This is a genomic window from Prosthecobacter fusiformis (assembly GCF_004364345.1).
In the GTDB taxonomy this organism is placed as follows: Bacteria; Verrucomicrobiota; Verrucomicrobiia; order Verrucomicrobiales; family Verrucomicrobiaceae; genus Prosthecobacter; species Prosthecobacter fusiformis.
Window position 1 is genome coordinate 473,188 of record NZ_SOCA01000002.1, and the last position, 16,456, is coordinate 489,643.

Annotated in this window: 14 protein-coding genes; 9 read left to right on the forward strand and 5 right to left on the reverse strand. The window is 52.0% G+C overall.

Annotated elements, in window-relative coordinates; all coding sequences use genetic code 11:
* The first annotated feature begins 38 nt into the window (after positions 1-38).
* The 4 genes from EI77_RS07830 (at position 39) to EI77_RS07845 (ending at position 4,770) form a co-directional block, all read left to right on the forward strand.
* Positions 39-2,396 carry a 3-keto-alpha-glucoside-1,2-lyase-like domain-containing protein gene (locus tag EI77_RS07830; protein ID WP_133794399.1) on the forward strand — a complete coding sequence of 786 codons (2,358 nt, stop codon included), beginning with the start codon at positions 39-41 and terminating at the stop codon, positions 2,394-2,396.
* A gap of 68 nt (positions 2,397-2,464) precedes the next feature.
* Complete coding sequence (locus EI77_RS07835) at positions 2,465-2,704, forward strand: hypothetical protein (RefSeq protein ID WP_208300299.1); 240 nt, start codon at positions 2,465-2,467, stop codon at positions 2,702-2,704.
* Positions 2,701-3,261, forward strand: a complete 561-nt coding sequence (locus EI77_RS07840) for a nucleotidyltransferase (protein WP_133794403.1) — start codon at positions 2,701-2,703, stop codon at positions 3,259-3,261. The genes EI77_RS07835 and EI77_RS07840 overlap by 4 nt, the downstream gene beginning before the upstream one ends.
* A gap of 6 nt (positions 3,262-3,267) precedes the next feature.
* Positions 3,268-4,770: a DUF7133 domain-containing protein gene (locus EI77_RS07845; RefSeq protein ID WP_133794405.1), complete on the forward strand. Its 1,503-nt coding sequence runs from the start codon at positions 3,268-3,270 to the stop codon at positions 4,768-4,770.
* A 46-nt stretch (positions 4,771-4,816) separates the two neighbouring features.
* On the opposite strand, the gene menB is transcribed toward EI77_RS07845, so the two are convergent.
* Both menB and EI77_RS07855 read right to left on the reverse strand, forming a co-directional pair.
* Positions 4,817-5,629: a 1,4-dihydroxy-2-naphthoyl-CoA synthase gene (gene menB, locus EI77_RS07850; RefSeq protein ID WP_133794406.1), complete on the reverse strand. Its 813-nt coding sequence runs from the start codon at positions 5,627-5,629 to the stop codon at positions 4,817-4,819.
* A 37-nt stretch (positions 5,630-5,666) separates the two neighbouring features.
* Positions 5,667-6,587: a PfkB family carbohydrate kinase gene (locus tag EI77_RS07855; protein ID WP_133794408.1), complete on the reverse strand. Its 921-nt coding sequence runs from the start codon at positions 6,585-6,587 to the stop codon at positions 5,667-5,669.
* 131 nt (positions 6,588-6,718) lie between these two features.
* Here EI77_RS07855 and EI77_RS07860 point away from each other — a divergent pair, with 131 nt between their 5' ends.
* From EI77_RS07860 to EI77_RS07870, 3 genes are all read left to right on the forward strand, one after another.
* Entirely contained in the window at positions 6,719-7,969 is a 1,251-nt protein-coding gene (locus EI77_RS07860) for an OmpA family protein (RefSeq protein ID WP_166647114.1), read from the forward strand.
* A 10-nt stretch (positions 7,970-7,979) separates the two neighbouring features.
* Positions 7,980-8,963, forward strand: coding sequence for a hypothetical protein (locus EI77_RS07865; protein WP_133794412.1), 984 nt, complete (start codon positions 7,980-7,982; stop codon positions 8,961-8,963).
* Positions 8,964-9,746: 783 nt separating this feature from the next.
* Positions 9,747-10,220, forward strand: a complete 474-nt coding sequence (locus EI77_RS07870) for a hypothetical protein (RefSeq protein ID WP_133794414.1) — start codon at positions 9,747-9,749, stop codon at positions 10,218-10,220.
* Between the two features lie 280 nt (positions 10,221-10,500).
* Here EI77_RS07870 and EI77_RS07875 read toward each other — a convergent pair whose 3' ends face one another.
* On the reverse strand, positions 10,501-10,755 hold the full coding sequence (locus EI77_RS07875) for a hypothetical protein (RefSeq protein ID WP_133794416.1): 255 nt from the start codon (positions 10,753-10,755) through the stop codon (positions 10,501-10,503).
* Between the two features lie 1,726 nt (positions 10,756-12,481).
* Positions 12,482-12,643, reverse strand: a complete 162-nt coding sequence (locus EI77_RS24180; protein WP_425606517.1) for an RHS repeat-associated core domain-containing protein — start codon at positions 12,641-12,643, stop codon at positions 12,482-12,484.
* 42 nt (positions 12,644-12,685) lie between these two features.
* Here EI77_RS24180 and EI77_RS07885 point away from each other — a divergent pair, with 42 nt between their 5' ends.
* Both EI77_RS07885 and EI77_RS07890 read left to right on the forward strand, forming a co-directional pair.
* Positions 12,686-13,159, forward strand: a complete 474-nt coding sequence (locus EI77_RS07885) for a hypothetical protein (protein ID WP_133794420.1) — start codon at positions 12,686-12,688, stop codon at positions 13,157-13,159.
* Positions 13,160-13,249: 90 nt separating this feature from the next.
* Positions 13,250-14,113: a hypothetical protein gene (locus EI77_RS07890; RefSeq protein WP_133794422.1), complete on the forward strand. Its 864-nt coding sequence runs from the start codon at positions 13,250-13,252 to the stop codon at positions 14,111-14,113.
* 774 nt (positions 14,114-14,887) lie between these two features.
* Here the strand turns inward: EI77_RS07890 and EI77_RS07895 are convergent.
* Positions 14,888-16,318, reverse strand: a complete 1,431-nt coding sequence (locus tag EI77_RS07895; protein ID WP_133794424.1) for an ATP-binding protein — start codon at positions 16,316-16,318, stop codon at positions 14,888-14,890.
* Positions 16,319-16,456 lie beyond the last annotated feature (138 nt).

The following is a 16,456-nucleotide window of genomic DNA, read 5'->3' on the forward strand; positions in this document are numbered from 1 at the left end:
TCACCCCTGGGTCCTCGTTTTCTGCGGGTTCAATCATCATGCGCTTTTCCTTTTTTCTGGCCCTCAGTTTGTTTGGCACCGTCCACGCTGCCGATAAAAAGAAAGAGCAGCCCATGACCCCTGGTGGAGTCTATCGCGCGCATGATATGAATAGGCCTCGGCCGCCGGTCATCACGCCGCCAAGCTTCGGCACTCAGGAAAAAGCAGGCACGCCGCCATCCGATGCCATTGTCCTTTTTGACGGCAAGGACCTCTCCCAGTGGAAGCGCGAGCCCCGCAAGGACTCCCCTCCCGGTGATGACAAACCCCAGTGGAAAATTGAAAACGGCTACATGGAAATCGTTGGCCGCAGCGGCAGTATTCGCACCCGTGAAGCATTCAAAGGCGATTACCAGCTCCATCTCGAATGGGCCACTCCGGCCGAGGTCGTCGGCAATGGCCAGGGCAGGGGAAACAGTGGTGTCTTCATCGCAGGTTTTCCGGAAATCCAGGTCCTCGATTCCTACCAAAACGATACTTACCCCGATGGTCAGGCCGCAGGTTTATACAGCAGTTATCCCCCCATGGTGAATGCCAGTCGCAAGCCCGGCGAATGGCAGACCTATGATATCTTTTTCGAGCGCGCCAAAAACGGTGGCAAGGCAAAACTCACCATCATCCACAATGGTATCGTGGTGCAGTACATGCGCGAATTCGACAGTACCGTTCAGGAAGGTGACCTGCTCCTTCAGGACCACCTCAACCCAGTGCGCTATCGCAATATCTGGCTACGCCCGCTCTTGGTTGATTCGGACAAATCCGGCACACCGCCCCTGGCAAAACCTTCCGCAACGCCTCAGCCTGTCAAAACTGCAGCACCCTCTGCGCCTCCTGCGTCAAAAGCTCCTACAGCCAAGGCCCAGGTCATTCGTCTGAAGACCATGACCGCACAGATGAAGTATGACCAGACAGAGTTCACTGTCCGTCCAGGGCAGCCTGTGAAAATCATCTTCGAAAACGGCGACGACCTTCCCCACAACATCGTCTTTTGCCAGCCCGGCACCGATACCGCCACCATGGCCATCAAGCAGATGGAAAACCCTGAGGCCGCCCTCAAGCGCAATTGGCTGCCGGATGATCCCCGCATCTGGCTCCACTCGAAGATGCTCAATCCGCATGAGACTGACACCCTCACTTTTTTAGCCCCAGAAAAAAACGGTGATTATCCCTTCGTCTGCACATTCCCCGGTCATGCTTTGACCATGAATGGCAGGATGAAAGTCATGCCCATGGGAGAAGGCCTGAAGGATCTCAAATATGCCCTGTATCTGGGTGCTTGGGACAAGTTGCCCGATTTCTCCACACTCACACCTCATCGTGAAGGTGTGGTTGAGGACAACCTCGTCCAGATCAAGCTGGACGATTATAAGAACGAGTTCGGCATTGTCTTCACCGGCCAGCTTCATGCGCCGAAGACAGGCAGCCACCGTTTCTACATCGCCGGGGATGACGGCGTCAGACTCAAGATTGATGGCAAGACGATTGTCGAGCATGACGGCATTCACCCCACGGAGATCAAGGAGGGTAGCACCCAATTGGACGCCGGTCCCCACGAGTTCCGTCTCGAATACTTCCAGGCCCAGGGTGACATCGCTGTCTTCGCTGCCTGGAAAGGCACCAACTTTGACGTCACACCCCTTTCTACCTGGATGCCCAAGGGCTGGGAAAAAGGTGCCAAGGGCAGGAAGAAAAACGACTTTGATCCTATCCCCCTTGTCGTGAAGGAAGCGCCGATTGTTTACCGCAATTTCATTGCCGGTGCGGGAAATCGTGGCATTGCCGTCGGCTACCCCGGTGGCGTCAGCATTGCCTGGAGCGCAGAGCAGATGAACCTCGCCCTTCTCTGGCGCGGTGCCTTTATGGATGCGTCCAAGCACTGGAACAGCCGTGGCGGCGGATATCAGCCTCCTTTAGGTTATGATGTCCTCAGCCCAGCATTCGGCCAGCCACTAGCCGTTCTAGCCTCGCCGGATGCCCCCTGGCCAGCCCTCCAGGAACGTGCTTCTGGTTATGCCTGGAAAGGTTATCGCCTGGATACCCAAAGACACCCCACCTTCATGTATGAATGGAACGGCCTGAAGGTGGAGGACCATAGCACCGCCGCGAAAGACCAGTTACAGCGCACCCTGAAGCTCACCGGTTCCATCCCTGCAAATACCTACCTCCGCCTTGCCACTGGCAAGATCGAAGCCAAAGACGACCGTTTCCTTGTGGACGCCGGTAAGCTCGACCTCGCAGGCCGTGGCTTTGAAAACAAGCTTCAGATCACCGCCCCCGGTGCCCGTATCATCGGCGAAAATCTCCTCCTCCCCGTCACCGGCAACGCGATCACCATCACCTACTCCTGGCCACAGTAAGTCCCTGCTGGAGAAAAGCCCTGCACGTATTAAATTGTCCCATGGAAACCCAAACGGAAATCAACGAATTGGCTGATGCCATCTACCGGGATCGTGTTTTGCGCGCCCGCGCGGAAGATCCGTGTGAAAAACTTGTGGATGGATTCCGCCTTTTTGAATACGCGCTGGGCATTACAAAGATGGGTGTACAGGCCGAGCTCAACACAATGGATGAGGAGGCTGTAATGAAGGGTGTTCAGAAACGCTTTGATATGGTGCGCAAAGTTCGGGAAAAGGGACTTTATCAGCCTTGGAAACCTGCGGCATGAGTACTCTCGAACAAGCGGCTGTCCTTATGCTCAAGGCTCTGCATGAGACGGGCATTCCTCATATGCTGGTAGGCGGATTTACCACCAATTATTACGGTATCGCACGTTCAACCAAGGATGTGGACATCGTGGTCGAACTTCCTTCCCGTGCACCTTTGTTAGAAGTGGAAAAGCGCTTGCCATCCACTTTTGAATTCGATTCGCAAATCACATTTGAAACCATCACGGGAAACCTTCGCCACATCGTTCACATCAAAGGCACACCTTTTGTTATCGAGCTTTTTGAACTGCGAGATGAACCTTTTCAGAAAGAGCGATTTCATCGGCGCAAGGAACTTTACGTTCCTCAATTAGACATCGTGGTTACCATTCCCACGGCCGAGGACGTGGTCATTCAAAAGCTCCGTTGGGGGCGCTCAAAGGACATTGATGATGCCCGTGACGTTCTGGCAGTTCAGGCGGACAGACTTGATTACGCCTACATTGAAGACTGGTGTCGCAAGCTGGGCCGGTTTGAAACTTACCAGCAGGTCCGTGCCACGGTGCCTAACATTTGATTATCCATGAAATCTGCCGTTCTCTTATCTCTTCTTGCAGTTGTTCCCCTTTTCGCCGCTGATCCGGTGGAGGCGGATTTTTACAAGATCACGACCTTCACCACGCCCACTGAGACTGCAATGGAAGTGGGCTCCGTGGAACTGCTGCCAGATGGCAAGCTCGCCTTGGGCACTCGCCGTGGGGAGATCTGGATCGTCTCCAATGCCCAGCAGTCCGATCCGGCAAAAGTGGAGTATAAGCTCTTTGCCTCCGGCCTTCATGAAGTGCTCGGCCTCGGGTATAAGGAAGGAGCACTGTATGCCACCACGCGCTATGAGATCACTCGCATCAAGGATGTAGATGGAGACGGCCGGGCGGATGTATTCGAAAATTTCAATGATGGCTGGGGCGTCTCCGGTGACTATCACGAATACGCTCTCGGCAGCCGCTTTGACAAGAATGGCGACCTTTGGGTCACCCTCTGCCTCACCGGTTCATTCACCAGCAAAGTACCTTTCCGCGGCTGGGCATTGCGAGTGAAACCCGATGGCACCTTGGTTCCGACTGCCAGCGGCATTCGGAGTCCAGGCGGTGTGGGTTTCGATGCCGATGGCGAGGTTTATTATGTGGACAACCAGGGCCCCTGGCATGGTTCCTCTACTCTCCAGCATCTCGTTCCCGGCTCATTCCAGGGCCATCCTGCGGGCAATGAATGGTATTCCATCGCGCCTAACATGGGGCCGCGTCCTCTGGATCCGGTTAAAGAAGCCTTCATCGGTGATCGCAAACGGGGTCAGCCGAATCCCGCAGGAGACAACGACCGGATGGTCATGGAACGCAAGCGCATCAAGGAACTCCTGCCGCCCGCCGTTTACCTCGTCCATGCCAAGATCGGCAACTCACCCACCTTCATCATCTGTGATGAAAGCCAGGGTAAGTTCGGGCCCTTTCAGAGCCAGCTTTTCATTGCCGACCAGAGTCACAGCAACGTCAGCCGCGTCTTCCTGGAAACCGTCAATGGCATCAAACAGGGCGTCGTCATCCCTTTCAGGGGCGAGTTCTCTAGCGGCCTGATTGGTGGGCGCATGGATGCAGAGGGTAAACTTTATACCGGTGGCAGTGATCGTGGTTGGGGTGCCCGTGGGGGGAAGCCCTTCTGCTTTGAAAAGCTCGAATGGACTGGCAAAGTGCCTTTCGAAATCCATGAGATGCATGTCAAACCGGATGGCTTTGAACTCACCTTCACCCAGCCCGTCGATGCAAAGACCGCAGGCGATATCGCCAGTTACTCAATGCGCGAATTCACCTATGCTTATCGCGAAGACTACGGCGGTCCTGAAGTAGATGAGATCATTCCCAAGATCACTTCAGCCAAAGTCGCAGCCGATGGCAAGTCCGTTTACCTCACCCTATCCCCTTTGACCCAAGGTCATGTCCATGAGTTGCACCTGGATGGCGTCAAGAATACCCAAGGCCAGCCCATCCTTCATCCCGTGGCCTACTATACTCTCAACGAGATTCCCAAGTGATAGAGTAAGACGGGGTATACGCTCAAATGCGGCCCCGTCTATAACCTCATGGAACTCGCGGGAACTGGCTGAAGTCTGGCTTCCGCTTTTCCACGAAGGCATTCTTGCCCTCCTTGGCCTCTTCGCTCATGTAATAGAGAAGAGTGGCATTGCCAGCGAGGTCAAGCAGGCCCATCTGGCCATCACAATCGGCATTCAAAGAAGCCTTCAGACAGCGCAGCGCCAGAGGGCTGTGCTCCAGCATCTCACGGCACCATTTGACGGTCTCCTCTTCCAACTTGTCCAGTGGTACCACGGTATTCACCAGACCCATGTCCAGCGCCTGCTGGGCATCGTATTGACGGCAGAGATACCAGATCTCCCGTGCCTTCTTCTGGCCGACAATGCGCGCCAGATAGCTGGAGCCGAGTCCACCATCAAAGGAACCCACCTTGGGGCCTGTCTGACCGAAGCGGGCATTGTCCGCAGCAATGGTCAGGTCGCAGACGACATGCAGCACATGACCACCGCCAATGGCGTATCCCGCCACCATGGCGACGACCGGCTTCGGCAGCGTGCGGATCTTGCGCTGCACATCCAGGATGTTCAGCCGTGGAACGCCATCATCACCAATGTAACCGGCATCTCCTCGCACCTTCTGGTCACCACCAGAGCAAAAGGCCAGGGGACCTTCGCCGCAGAGAATGATCACTCCCACCTCACGGTCCTCATGCAGAATGTCCAGGGCGATGAGCATCTCCTTCACCGTCTGCGGGCGGAAGGCATTGCGCACCTCCGGCCGGTTGATGGTGAGCTTGCCGATGCCGTCGGCGGTCTTTTCAAGCTTGATGTCCTGGAAGGTCTGGATGGTGTTCCACATGGGGAGGTCGATGGGTTAAACTCGGTTCAGCTGGGAGTTACGCCACGAAGTCCGTGTAAAGCTTCAGTTCATTGAGGCGGGCGGTCACGTCCTCCTTGGTGACGGTCTGCAGCTTGTGGGTGCTGAAGGCTTCACAGGTATAGCTGGCGGTGACACTGCCATGGACCACAGCGGTCTTCAGGTCGGCAAAGGTGGGCTTGGTCTTGCCATTGGCGGAAAGCCAGCCTGCCAGACCTCCGAGGAAGGAATCTCCGGCACCGGTCGGGTCGAACACGGAACTGAGAGGATAGGCGGCGCAGGCAAAGAAATCCTCCGGCTTTTCTCCGAAGAGGAAGCTGCCATGCTCACCACGCTTGACGATGACAAACCGCGGGCCTTTGGCCTGGAGGCGACGGCCAGCTTCGACGAGGTTGGTGGTCTGGGCGAATTCCTTGGCCTCACCGTCATTGATGACCAGGAGGTCGATCTTCTTGAGGACGTCATGCAGACGGTCATTGGCGATGCTGATCCACAGGTCCATGGTATCGGCTGTGATGAAGTCAGCTCCTGAGCACTGTTCCAGGGTCTGCATCTGGTTGTCCGGGCTCATGTTGGCCAGCACGGCGATCTTGGCAGCGGCTCCGGCAGTGGAAAGCTTCGGAGTCCAATGCTCCAGGACGTTGATGGCCACATTGTGAGTGGTGCGGCTGTTCATGTCGTCATGGTATTCACCACTCCAGGTGAAGGATGCACCTTCGCTGCGCTCCACGCCGTCCAGGGAGATGCCCTTGCTGCTCAGAAGATTCAGGTGAGCTTCAGGAAAGTCGTGGCCGATGATGCCGACAAGGTGTACTTCCGGGGTGAAGATGCTGGCGGCCAGGGCTGCATACGAGGCGGATCCGCCGAGCAGATTCTCCTGGGCATCCTGAGGAGTCTTGACGTTGTCCAGGGCGACGGTTCCGGCGATGATAACAGACATGGGATAGTTGAGCGTGTGGAATAGTTCTTGCGACGCTGCGCCTGACCTCGGTAGAGTCGGTGCAGATGGCGGCGGAGTATCCGTTGGCCCTCCCCTGTGTCAATGTCCTTCATCCCTGGCCTTTTTCTCCCATGAGATTTTCCATCTTCCTCATTACCCTGGCTTTGCTGCCCATGGTGATGATTTTGCATGGATGGACCTATACCGAAAAGCAACTTCCTGGTCTGCGTGATCAGGCGATTACCGCGCTGCGTGACCAGGGTATACGGTCCGTGGTCGTGGATATTCGTTATCTGGATCTGCGGATTGCCGGCGATGCACCCGATATGATCTCTTTGGAGAAGGCGCGGGCCGCCGTACGCGCCATTGGACCTCTGCGTGTGGTGTCGGATGAGCTCAATATTCCTGCCAATTTACAGGCTCAACAGGATGCAGACTCCCTCGTTATCAAGGGGTGGCTACCTACTGAAGATAATACGCATGAGGTGACCCAGCTCATCCGCAAGCTGCGTCCGGATCTGAACTTGAACACAGAGGAGCTTCGATCCAGTCCCATGGTTCGCTGGCCGGATGGCGAAAAAGCACCGCTGACAGCAGACAGCATCCTCATGATCCCCATTGTGGAAAAGCTGCGGGTCAGCCCCTGGCTGGACATCACGCAGGATGCGATGGGGCTTCGCCTCAAAGGTCTGCTTCCCGCCAATGGGCTCAGATCCGCTTTGGTTTCGGCGCTGAACGGTGAATCCGTGGAGACCCTGCTGGAGAGCACACATACGATTCCCTCAGCCTTTGCTGATCCGGCCACACTGATTCCCTTTGTGAAATACTTTTTCGATGGGACCTCCCAGCGTCGTTTTGCCATCAATGATCAGGGGGAGCCGTTGATCGAAGGAGCGGCGACACGGTCTTTGGAAAGTGAATGGTTAGCCCTTTTACGCCCCGTCACGGGTGGAAAAAAGGTGACTTCTAACCTCACCTTTTATCCTTCAGAACTGCATTTCCCAGGGCGTCAACTCGCCAGCCCACTGGTAGCTCAGCAAGCGGAGGCTTTGAAAGCGGCGCTCGCGGAGCAACTGATCAGCTTTGAGCCAGGTAGCTCGGTTTTGAGCTCGGGTGAACAGGCACGGCTTGCGGCGATGACCCCGCTTTTGTTGACTGCCGGCCCTGCGGTGCGTCTGGTCATCGGTGGCCATCCAAGCCCGGATGACAGTTCTGCGCGGCAGGAGAACCTGGCCAAAACGCGTGCAGAACAGGTCTATTCATTCCTAGTTGAACAGGGCCTGCCTGCCAGCGATGTACAAATTGTCGCTTTTGATTCAGTCCCGGCTGGCACGCCGGGCGCTCCTGGCCAGAGTGATAGTGTTGAGATATTGCTTCGTTAATTCCCTCTGAATGAAGTTCGAGTTCACATCCCTTGAGTCCGGACCGCTGGTGTATTTTTTAATGCACAGCGGAGCCTTCGTCATCGGCATGGCTCTTTTGTTTTTCATGCTGGGTCTGTGGTTTGGGGCTCTGACCTGGGGACGCTACCGCCGTTATAACCGCCGTCTTCAGGAGGAAGGCAATACTCTGCGGGAAGAGATCGCCGGGTTGAAAAGAAAACTGGCTGAGCAGGCTGTGCGCCCTTTGACGTCGGCTCCGCCGCCTCCCGTAAATCTGCTGACGGAGGTGCTGCCCTCTCCTGCGACGATCTTTCCAGAACGAGCGGCTGCCAAGATCACGATTCCCGAGAAAACGGAGGAAGCTGCGCCAGTCATTCCGTCTATCCCGGTAATTCCTGAGACGCTTTTACCCACCTCTGAGTTTCTTGGTGAGGCCGAGTCTCCACCAGCAAAGTCTAAACCTTCGCCCCGGTTGTTCATGCACCTTCCTGCCCCCCACACGAAGGATGTTTCCCATGAGCCTGTGGAGCCCTTTTCGTTCCTGCTGCCTGATGATGTGGATGTGCCTGTGGAAGAGTCGGAACCTGCTACGGAAGCGAAGGACGATACGAAAACTGAAGATTCTGAGCTGATGGGGATTGGCCCCGAGATCGGTTTCATGATGGATTCTGATGAGACTGATCTTGAGGACTCGGCTTCGGCTCCGTCACCTGTGATCCCGGAAAATGATCCGGCCCTGGGCTTGATTTTTAAAGAGCCGCCGCCGGATGCGGATGACCTGACGCGACTGCAAGGCATTTCACCGGCTTTGCAAATTCGGCTTCAGGAAATGGGCGTGTACCGGTTTGAGCAGATTTCGACATGGAATCAGTCGCAGGTACGGGAGTTCTCCCGACGGCTAGCATTCAAGGATCGCATTGAGCGCGAGCGCTGGGTGGATCAAGCGCGGCGATTGTCGGACGCGGGCAGCGAGAAGGTTTTTTTGCAGGGCTAGCCGGTTCTCGTTTCCGGGCACTGAGACGTGGTTGAATAAGGATTCCTTCGACTTTTATGGTTTTGGCAAGCAACGGCTTCTTTCATTTTGGAGTAAGTGGGGAAACATACGAGTGGCGGGTGTCGAGGTTGCACCAAGTTCACAGCCTGATAACAATGTGAATAGATACGGAATGGATTTTTGGAATGCGTTTGCTTGCCTCCAACGGGAAAATTGATGCAAACTTTAATATTTGCGATTTTATCAAAGATTTAGACACTATTGTGGAAAGTTAAGTATGAAATCAGATAGACTCCGCCGATTTCTTATTGAGTTGGCAGTTATTGTTGTGTCTAGCTTGTGGTTGATTGCAATGGGTGGACGACTTAATGACACTTTACTATCGAGTTGGTTTTTGCCAGCGATCATCCTGGACACAGTCAAAGAGGATATGAACTTCTCATTAAATGCATTTCCGTGGCTTTTTATCTTCCCTGTCTTCACGATATTGACACTTTGGATAGGAAGTAAAAATCGAACTGCCGCCATTTTTGTAACGTTTTGGTTTTTGCTAAACATTTTTTTTGGCATATCTTTCTTACTGAGATATGACGGGCACTCCTAAAAGCAGCTATCTTTATCCATGAGCAAGGCTATGAGCTTTCGGCCATGGAAAAGATGCCAGTCATGAGTGCGTGTTGAGTTGTACTTGTCACCCCATGTTTTACACCTTCTCAGACGGCCTAAAATCAACGATCCCCTGCCTTAACTGAGTGCCATTCATGCCTGACATCTTTTTCACCCATGAATCAACGAACAATAGCAACTTTGAATGAATTGAGGCACCTTGAATGGTTCACGAAATGTGGTGTCCATGATGTGCAGTCGGCTATTATTTTAACATCATGGAAGGAAGCCATTGCTTCGTGTGCAAAGTTGGAATGGCAAAATTTGCGATTAGAGATGTCTAACAAGCTTTCTGAAGGTATTGCTAAAAAGGCACCAGACCAATTTCAAAAATGGAATGAATCAGTTCGCGAAATTAAGCCACTAGTTGAAGAGTTAATTGAAATTAAAACTCACAACGTTGTTGCGCAGAATAATTTGCCATCAGTTTTTATAAACGTTGTAAGATGGGATATTCTTAGCCTAGCGCTGGAAGCGGAATTCGCGGATGTTATTCCAGGGTCTTTTTATACGGGACACTCTTTTTGGTATGCTAAAGGTCATTTCCCTTGTGGTTGGGACTTCGAAAAAAAATTAATTATGATTTATTGAAAGGTAATGATTATGGGGATTTTTCTGCCTTTGTATTCAAAGTGAGTAACTCAATCCGAATAAGATGCCCGGCGAAAAGTAAAGATGGCAGGCACGTGGAGCCCTAATCAAGGATAATAATGCCAATAGATGTGATCATTTGGATAAAGCTGCATACAAAACAAATTTTCCCGATTGTCGCAAATGTCCTTAAACGGGCGATTTTTTGGGGCTCTAGACCATCTAAGTAAGCCCAGGCCGATTCCACTCAGCAAACAATTCGCCTCGTGAAAATGACCCGCTAATCAAACTCTGCCGCACCTTGGGAACCCAAAAAAAAATCTATTGGCATGCCAACATCTTTTTTGCCAGGCTTTACCTCCTTGCCTTGGTGCTGGGAGAGCCGCCAGCAGCGCAATCTGGAGACGACCTCCTGGCAGGCCATGTCTGGGTTTAGCACTTGGTAAAGGAAGGCCCAGAAGACGGTGACCGGAGGCAGCAGGCGCACCCGTCTGACCTTCGCACCCGGAGCTTTGGCAAAGAAGGCATGCGGCAAAAACGCAGCTAGCAGCGAGGAGAGATCCGGCAGCGCGAGCTGGCGCAGATCCTGTAAACCGGAAGCAAGGCGGGAGGCATCAGATCTCTTGGTGCGCCCTGGAGCAAGCGGGGGAAGTTAGGCAGGAAACAGGTTTTAAGAGCCATGCTTCTGCAACCCGGAAACCTGTGTTGAGTTGTACCTGCCACCCCCATATTTTACACCTTCTCAGAGGGCTCAAAATCAACGACTATCTGCCTTAACTGAGTGCCATTCATGCCTGGCACCTTTTTTTAAAATGCACCCTATCCAGAGGTGCCCTATAGGCATTATTTGTTCAGTTCCTCTTTCTTGTTACGTTTTCGACCAGGTAAAATTGAGTCGTGGTGCATATAGTGGGGGAGGAGTAGGGTGAATAAGGCGAAAAACACACCAGCTTGATAAAATATAGGATTTTTGATCTCGAATAATTCGGCAACTTTTAGAGTGCCTAGAATAATTAACCCGGACTCTATCGCCTTAAACGTGAATAAGAAAAGTAGCCGTAAAATTCTCGTCATAATAAGGGGATAAAATGCCAGGGAATAGTCTTTTATTTTTTGTCAGGCTGGCACGGGTGACGTGCCTGCTATGTGTTGTCACTGTTCTCAATACCGATCACACGGAAAGTCTGAATAATCAATATTGACGACTACTTTAAGGATAGCTACCTCAATAAGATGCCAGGCGAATAGTCTTCCAAGCTTCTGACATTCCTTGAAGCGCAAGGTTAAAGCACTATATGCCTGGCATCTTTTTCTTTTTCCTGATCCGGTATCATAACATGGGCCGCATACATATTCCTGAAGCCCAAGGTAATACTTGTTATTTAAAGTGTTGTTAACGGGTGCTGAAAAGCGCGGAGGGAGAGAGGGGTTTTGGATGCCAGCGGAGCGGAGCCCAACGGGCAAACCTGCGGGGAGCAGGCGAGCCAAACAAATGCTGGATGGTGGAGGGGCCGTGCATTGACGCGTTCGGAGGGTAAGGTTGCAAGCTCACTTGGGCCTTTGCACCGAGTTAGCGAAGCCCGACGCAGGAGGAACCTCGCTGCGGAGTTTTAATTTTTGTTAGGCTGGCATGGCAACGTGCCTGCTATGGGTTTCACGTTTTTTGAAATGATCGATCATTTTTTCATCATATAATATTTAATTCATAAGAGTGTGAAAAAAATTATGCATATAAAAACAATTCCTTTTATATGAAGTTTATCACGATACAGAACCATCAACACAACTATAAACAGAAGGGAGATAAGTATAGAAAGTTTCACTCGTTAAATACTATATTAATTTAAAATTTTATCTTCAAGTTTTCTCAGCCGTTCTTCCAAAGCTTTTATTTCATCTTTCAACCCCTGTATCTGGTCGGCTTTCTCTTGGTCCACTCCTGTGCAAGTAGCCAAGGCAGCGTCACATGCTTGGTAAGTTCCCCATATTCCTGCGGCACATGCTAAACACTCAGCGATATCACCAATGATAAGAGCCTCTCCAGGAATGAGACAAGATGCACATACCACAGTCGTTGCGGCACTGGCCGCAAAAGCAGTTAAATACGCACCAAGGCAATCGCAAATTGATCCAAAGTCGGCTAACCCTAAATAATCATGTTTTAAATTAGGGTTGTTTAGAACAAAACAATAAATTCGGTCAATTAAATGAGCTTTTTGATAAAATGGGTAGTTGATTTTTGTATTAAGGTAATTTCTTGCCTACTTTGAGCTTTGCCTGAAAACTTCTTCCCCAATCGGATCCCTCGACAGCCACCGCCCCAGCTCCGGTGAGTAATACCGGTAGCCGTAATTGTAGTAACCAGAGGATAAGATGCCAGGCGAATAGTCTTCTGGTATCAGCGGGATTGAAGGGCGGCACACATTTCCTGGCAGAATAATCAAAAGAAGTTATAACCCTCACCCATGAATCAGCGAACAATAGCAACTTTGAATGAATTGAGGCACCTTGAATGGTTCACGAAATGTGGTGTCCATGATGTGCAGTCGGCTATTATTTTAACATCATGGAAGGAAGCCATTGCTTCCTGTGCAAAGTTGGAATGGCAAAATTTGCGACTAGAGATGTCTAACAAGCTTTCTGAAGGTATTGCCAAAAAGGCACCAGACCAATTTCAAAAATGGAATGAATCAGTTCGCGAAATTAAGCCGCTAGTTGAAGAATTAATTGAAATTAAAACTCACAACGTTGTTGCGCAGAATAATTTGCCATCAGTTTTTATAAACGTGGTAAGATGGGATATACTTAGCCTAGCGCTGGAAGCGGAATTCGCGGATGTTATTTCAGTGTCTTTTTATGCGGGACACTCTTTTTGGTATGCTAAAGGTCATTTCCCTTGTGGCTGGGACTTCGAGAAAAAATTAATTATGCTTTATTAAAGCACTGTATGTCTGGCATTTTTTTTCATTTTTTTCTTTTTTGTGAGGGATATATTGACATTCAGCCAATTTTGTGGTTCACCAAGATAAATGTCGGCTAAAATAGCTAAATGCGGATTGTGCGATGAGGAAAGGGCTTTGAATCACTCTCATGTAGTTCCCGACCTATTTATTAAACTAGTAGAAAGTGACCGTGTCACTGGCGCTGCCGGTCAAACTAAACCTCACGTTATTTTAGCGACTACTGGGGAAAGCGGTAAAAAGAAGGGAGTGTATCCAGCTCAGAGAGGATCATGGGAGTCAAAGATTGGTATTAAAGAGTATCTTTTCTGTGCGAAATGTGAGAGCAAACTCAGCGTTTGGGAGACATACGCGCGAGACGTCCTATATGGTAATTCGCCAGCACCTTGTCCTAAGCTTGAACTTGGCGTAAGCATCATTGATCGAGTTGATCCTCGGCTGAGGCAAAGTGCTCAATTACATGATCTAAGATCAGTGAAGGATATAGAATATAAAAAGTTTAAGTTATTTCAATTGTCACTCCTTTTCAGGGCGGGTATAGCAAATGCCAAACAATTCTCTGCGGTCAATTTGGGGGATAAACACATTCAGAGACTGAGAGGTATGTTGCTGAACGATGATCCAGGCGATGTTCTTCAATATCCATGTATGATGATAAGCCTCATTGAGGGATCATGGTCCTTTGAGGATTTAATTATGGATCCAGTTGGAGGAAGGGATAAAATTGCCGGTCTTTTTTCTTATCACATGACCCTGGGAGGCTACATATGGATCTTTGAAGTCAGCAGTCATAAGGCTAGTTCAGAAGCTTCATATGCGCTCAATCTTTCAGGAGATATGCTTATACCGGTGATGTCGGGAGCGCGTGTAATTCAAAGAGCCTTGAGTGCTCTACCAATGATTGATGGTAACTGGCGCTCCAAAATGCTTTAATGAATTTTAAATTTAACTTTTCACGCTTTTAACCAAGGGCCGGGAATGATGTTAGGCAACGTTAGCTGCTGCGCTTAGCCTGTTTCTGCTTCACTCCTTTTTCTGGATCTTCGATGTGCTGAACTGGCAGCCCGATAATGTTGGAGGAAGGGGCAACCTGCGCAAGCATTGAGCGCGAGCGCTGGATAGATCGAGCGCGCGGACTGACGGATAGAGGGAGTGAAAATGTTGATGGCATGCTATCACAATGCCATATTGATCGCATAAATCCCTTAGGCCCTGAAGGTCCGCATTGCATTTCAGCGGGATCGTCACGGGAATTGTGGGCGGATGTTTAAAATTAAAAATGTCTGAAGCAATTAGCAGGCACTCACGACCGGACATTGTCGAGACATTTGCAATTGCCTTTCCAAGAAACAGACATCTGCCTATCGGATTCGATACACTACTTAAACTGATATTAATGTTTTCATTCACGCGATAAACAAATCCTATTGATAAGTGAAATGGAAAGGTTGGATGCCCCCGAAGTTTGAGCCACTTTTAAGTGGTGTCGTGCAGTGTTAATTTGGTGAGAGAGCTAGCTCGTGCCCTGCTGCTACAAGTTGTCGTTATTGAATGCTCGTCGTATCTTAGAAGGCGGACAGAGGGTATTACGTGGACAAGCCGACGCGCAAAATGGCCGCAGTCGCTGGACAGACGAGTGCACTTCAGGGCAGCCAGGAGTGCCCACCGTACTTAAGTGAGGAGTCTAAGTGAGGAGTCGCTCTGAGCTTACCGCTCTTTGGAGGAGGGGGCGTTGAGGAATTTGCGGACTTCGTTGAAGAAGCCGTCGGGGGATACTTGCTGGGCGTGGTCGCGGACGCCTTCAAACCAGCTTTGGGTGCTGGGGGTGTGGCTGAGGGCGACGTTGAGGAGCAGCTCCATGGTGATGGGCACGGGCTGGCCGGTGTGGATGGCGGCGGAGAGGGCGAGCTCGGCAGCGCGATCGAATACCCAGCCCATGTCGGCTCCGGAGAAACCGGCGGTGGCTTCGACGAGGGCGTCCACATTCAGATTTGAAATGGGCTTGTCCTTGGCCAGGAGGGTGATGATCTGGGCGCGGGCTGCGGCATCCGGTGGCTGCACGAAGATGGCCTGATCAAAGCGGCCAGGGCGGCGGAAGGCGGGGTCCAGGGACCAGGGCTGGTTGGTGGCACCGATGACGAGCACGCGCTGGTTTTCACGCAGGCCGTCCATTTCATGGAGGAACTGGTTCACCAGATTGCGGAGCTGGCTTTCGCGCACGTTGCGGCGGTCTTGGGCCAGGGAATCGAGGTCGTCAAAGACGAGCACGCATGGGGCATTGGCACGCGCGGTTTCGAAGATTTGGTGGAGGTTGCGCTCGGTGCTGCCGAAGTAGGGGTCAAAAATTTCGTGCAGGCCGACGGAGAGGTAATTGCACGGGACTTCGCCAGCGACTGCGCGCAGGACGAGTGTTTTTCCACAGCCTGGAGGGCCATAGATGAGGATACCGCCGCCAGCCCGCCTGCCGTAGGCTTTATAAAGGTCTGGGTATTGCAGGGGGTAGATGATCTTCAGGCGGATCTCTTCCTTCAGTTCGTCCATACCGCCGACATCGGCAAAGGTGGTTTCGAACCGGTTGGGATCACCTGGGGTGAAGAAGGTTTCTGGCCGCCAGTCATAGGGGGGCTCATCAAACGGATCGTCATAGAACTCCTGGGAGGATTCGCCATCTTCCAGGGAATCTCCGCTGCTGGCCGGTGGCTCGGGAGTGGAGGGGGCAGGGGAGGTGCGGCGGGCATCGCGGGCGGTGCGGCCGAGTTCGCGTTCCAGGGCAGGGTCGCTCATGGTGCCGTCGATCTGGGCGGCACGGTCAAAATGTTCGATGGCCTTGGAGCGGTCGTTTTCGCTCAAATAGACGCGGCTGAGCAGCAGATGGGCGGAAGCGTTGTCAGGCTCCTGAAGGAGGACACGTTCAGCGCGGACGGCGGCACCGGAGGCATCACCTTCCATAAAAAGGACACGGGCGACGCCGAGCTGGGCATCGGTATGGTCAGGATCAAGCGCCAGCACACGCTCGAAGGCGTCGCGGGCATCTTCCAGATGCAGGAGCTCCATGCTGGCGCGGCCAAAGAGCAGAAGGAGGGAGACGTTATCGGGCGACTGCTCGAGAGCGTCACGGATGGCCTGGAGTGAAGACATAACCTTTGTAAAAGGGGGGGACGGCACAGGGGTGGCGTCGCAGGGTCAGTTAAAAGCGGCTCTGGACAGGATGCGAGAGATTTCTTTCTCGTTTCAAGGGTTCTACGTTCACAGTTGAAAAGCGGTTCACCTTGTCTC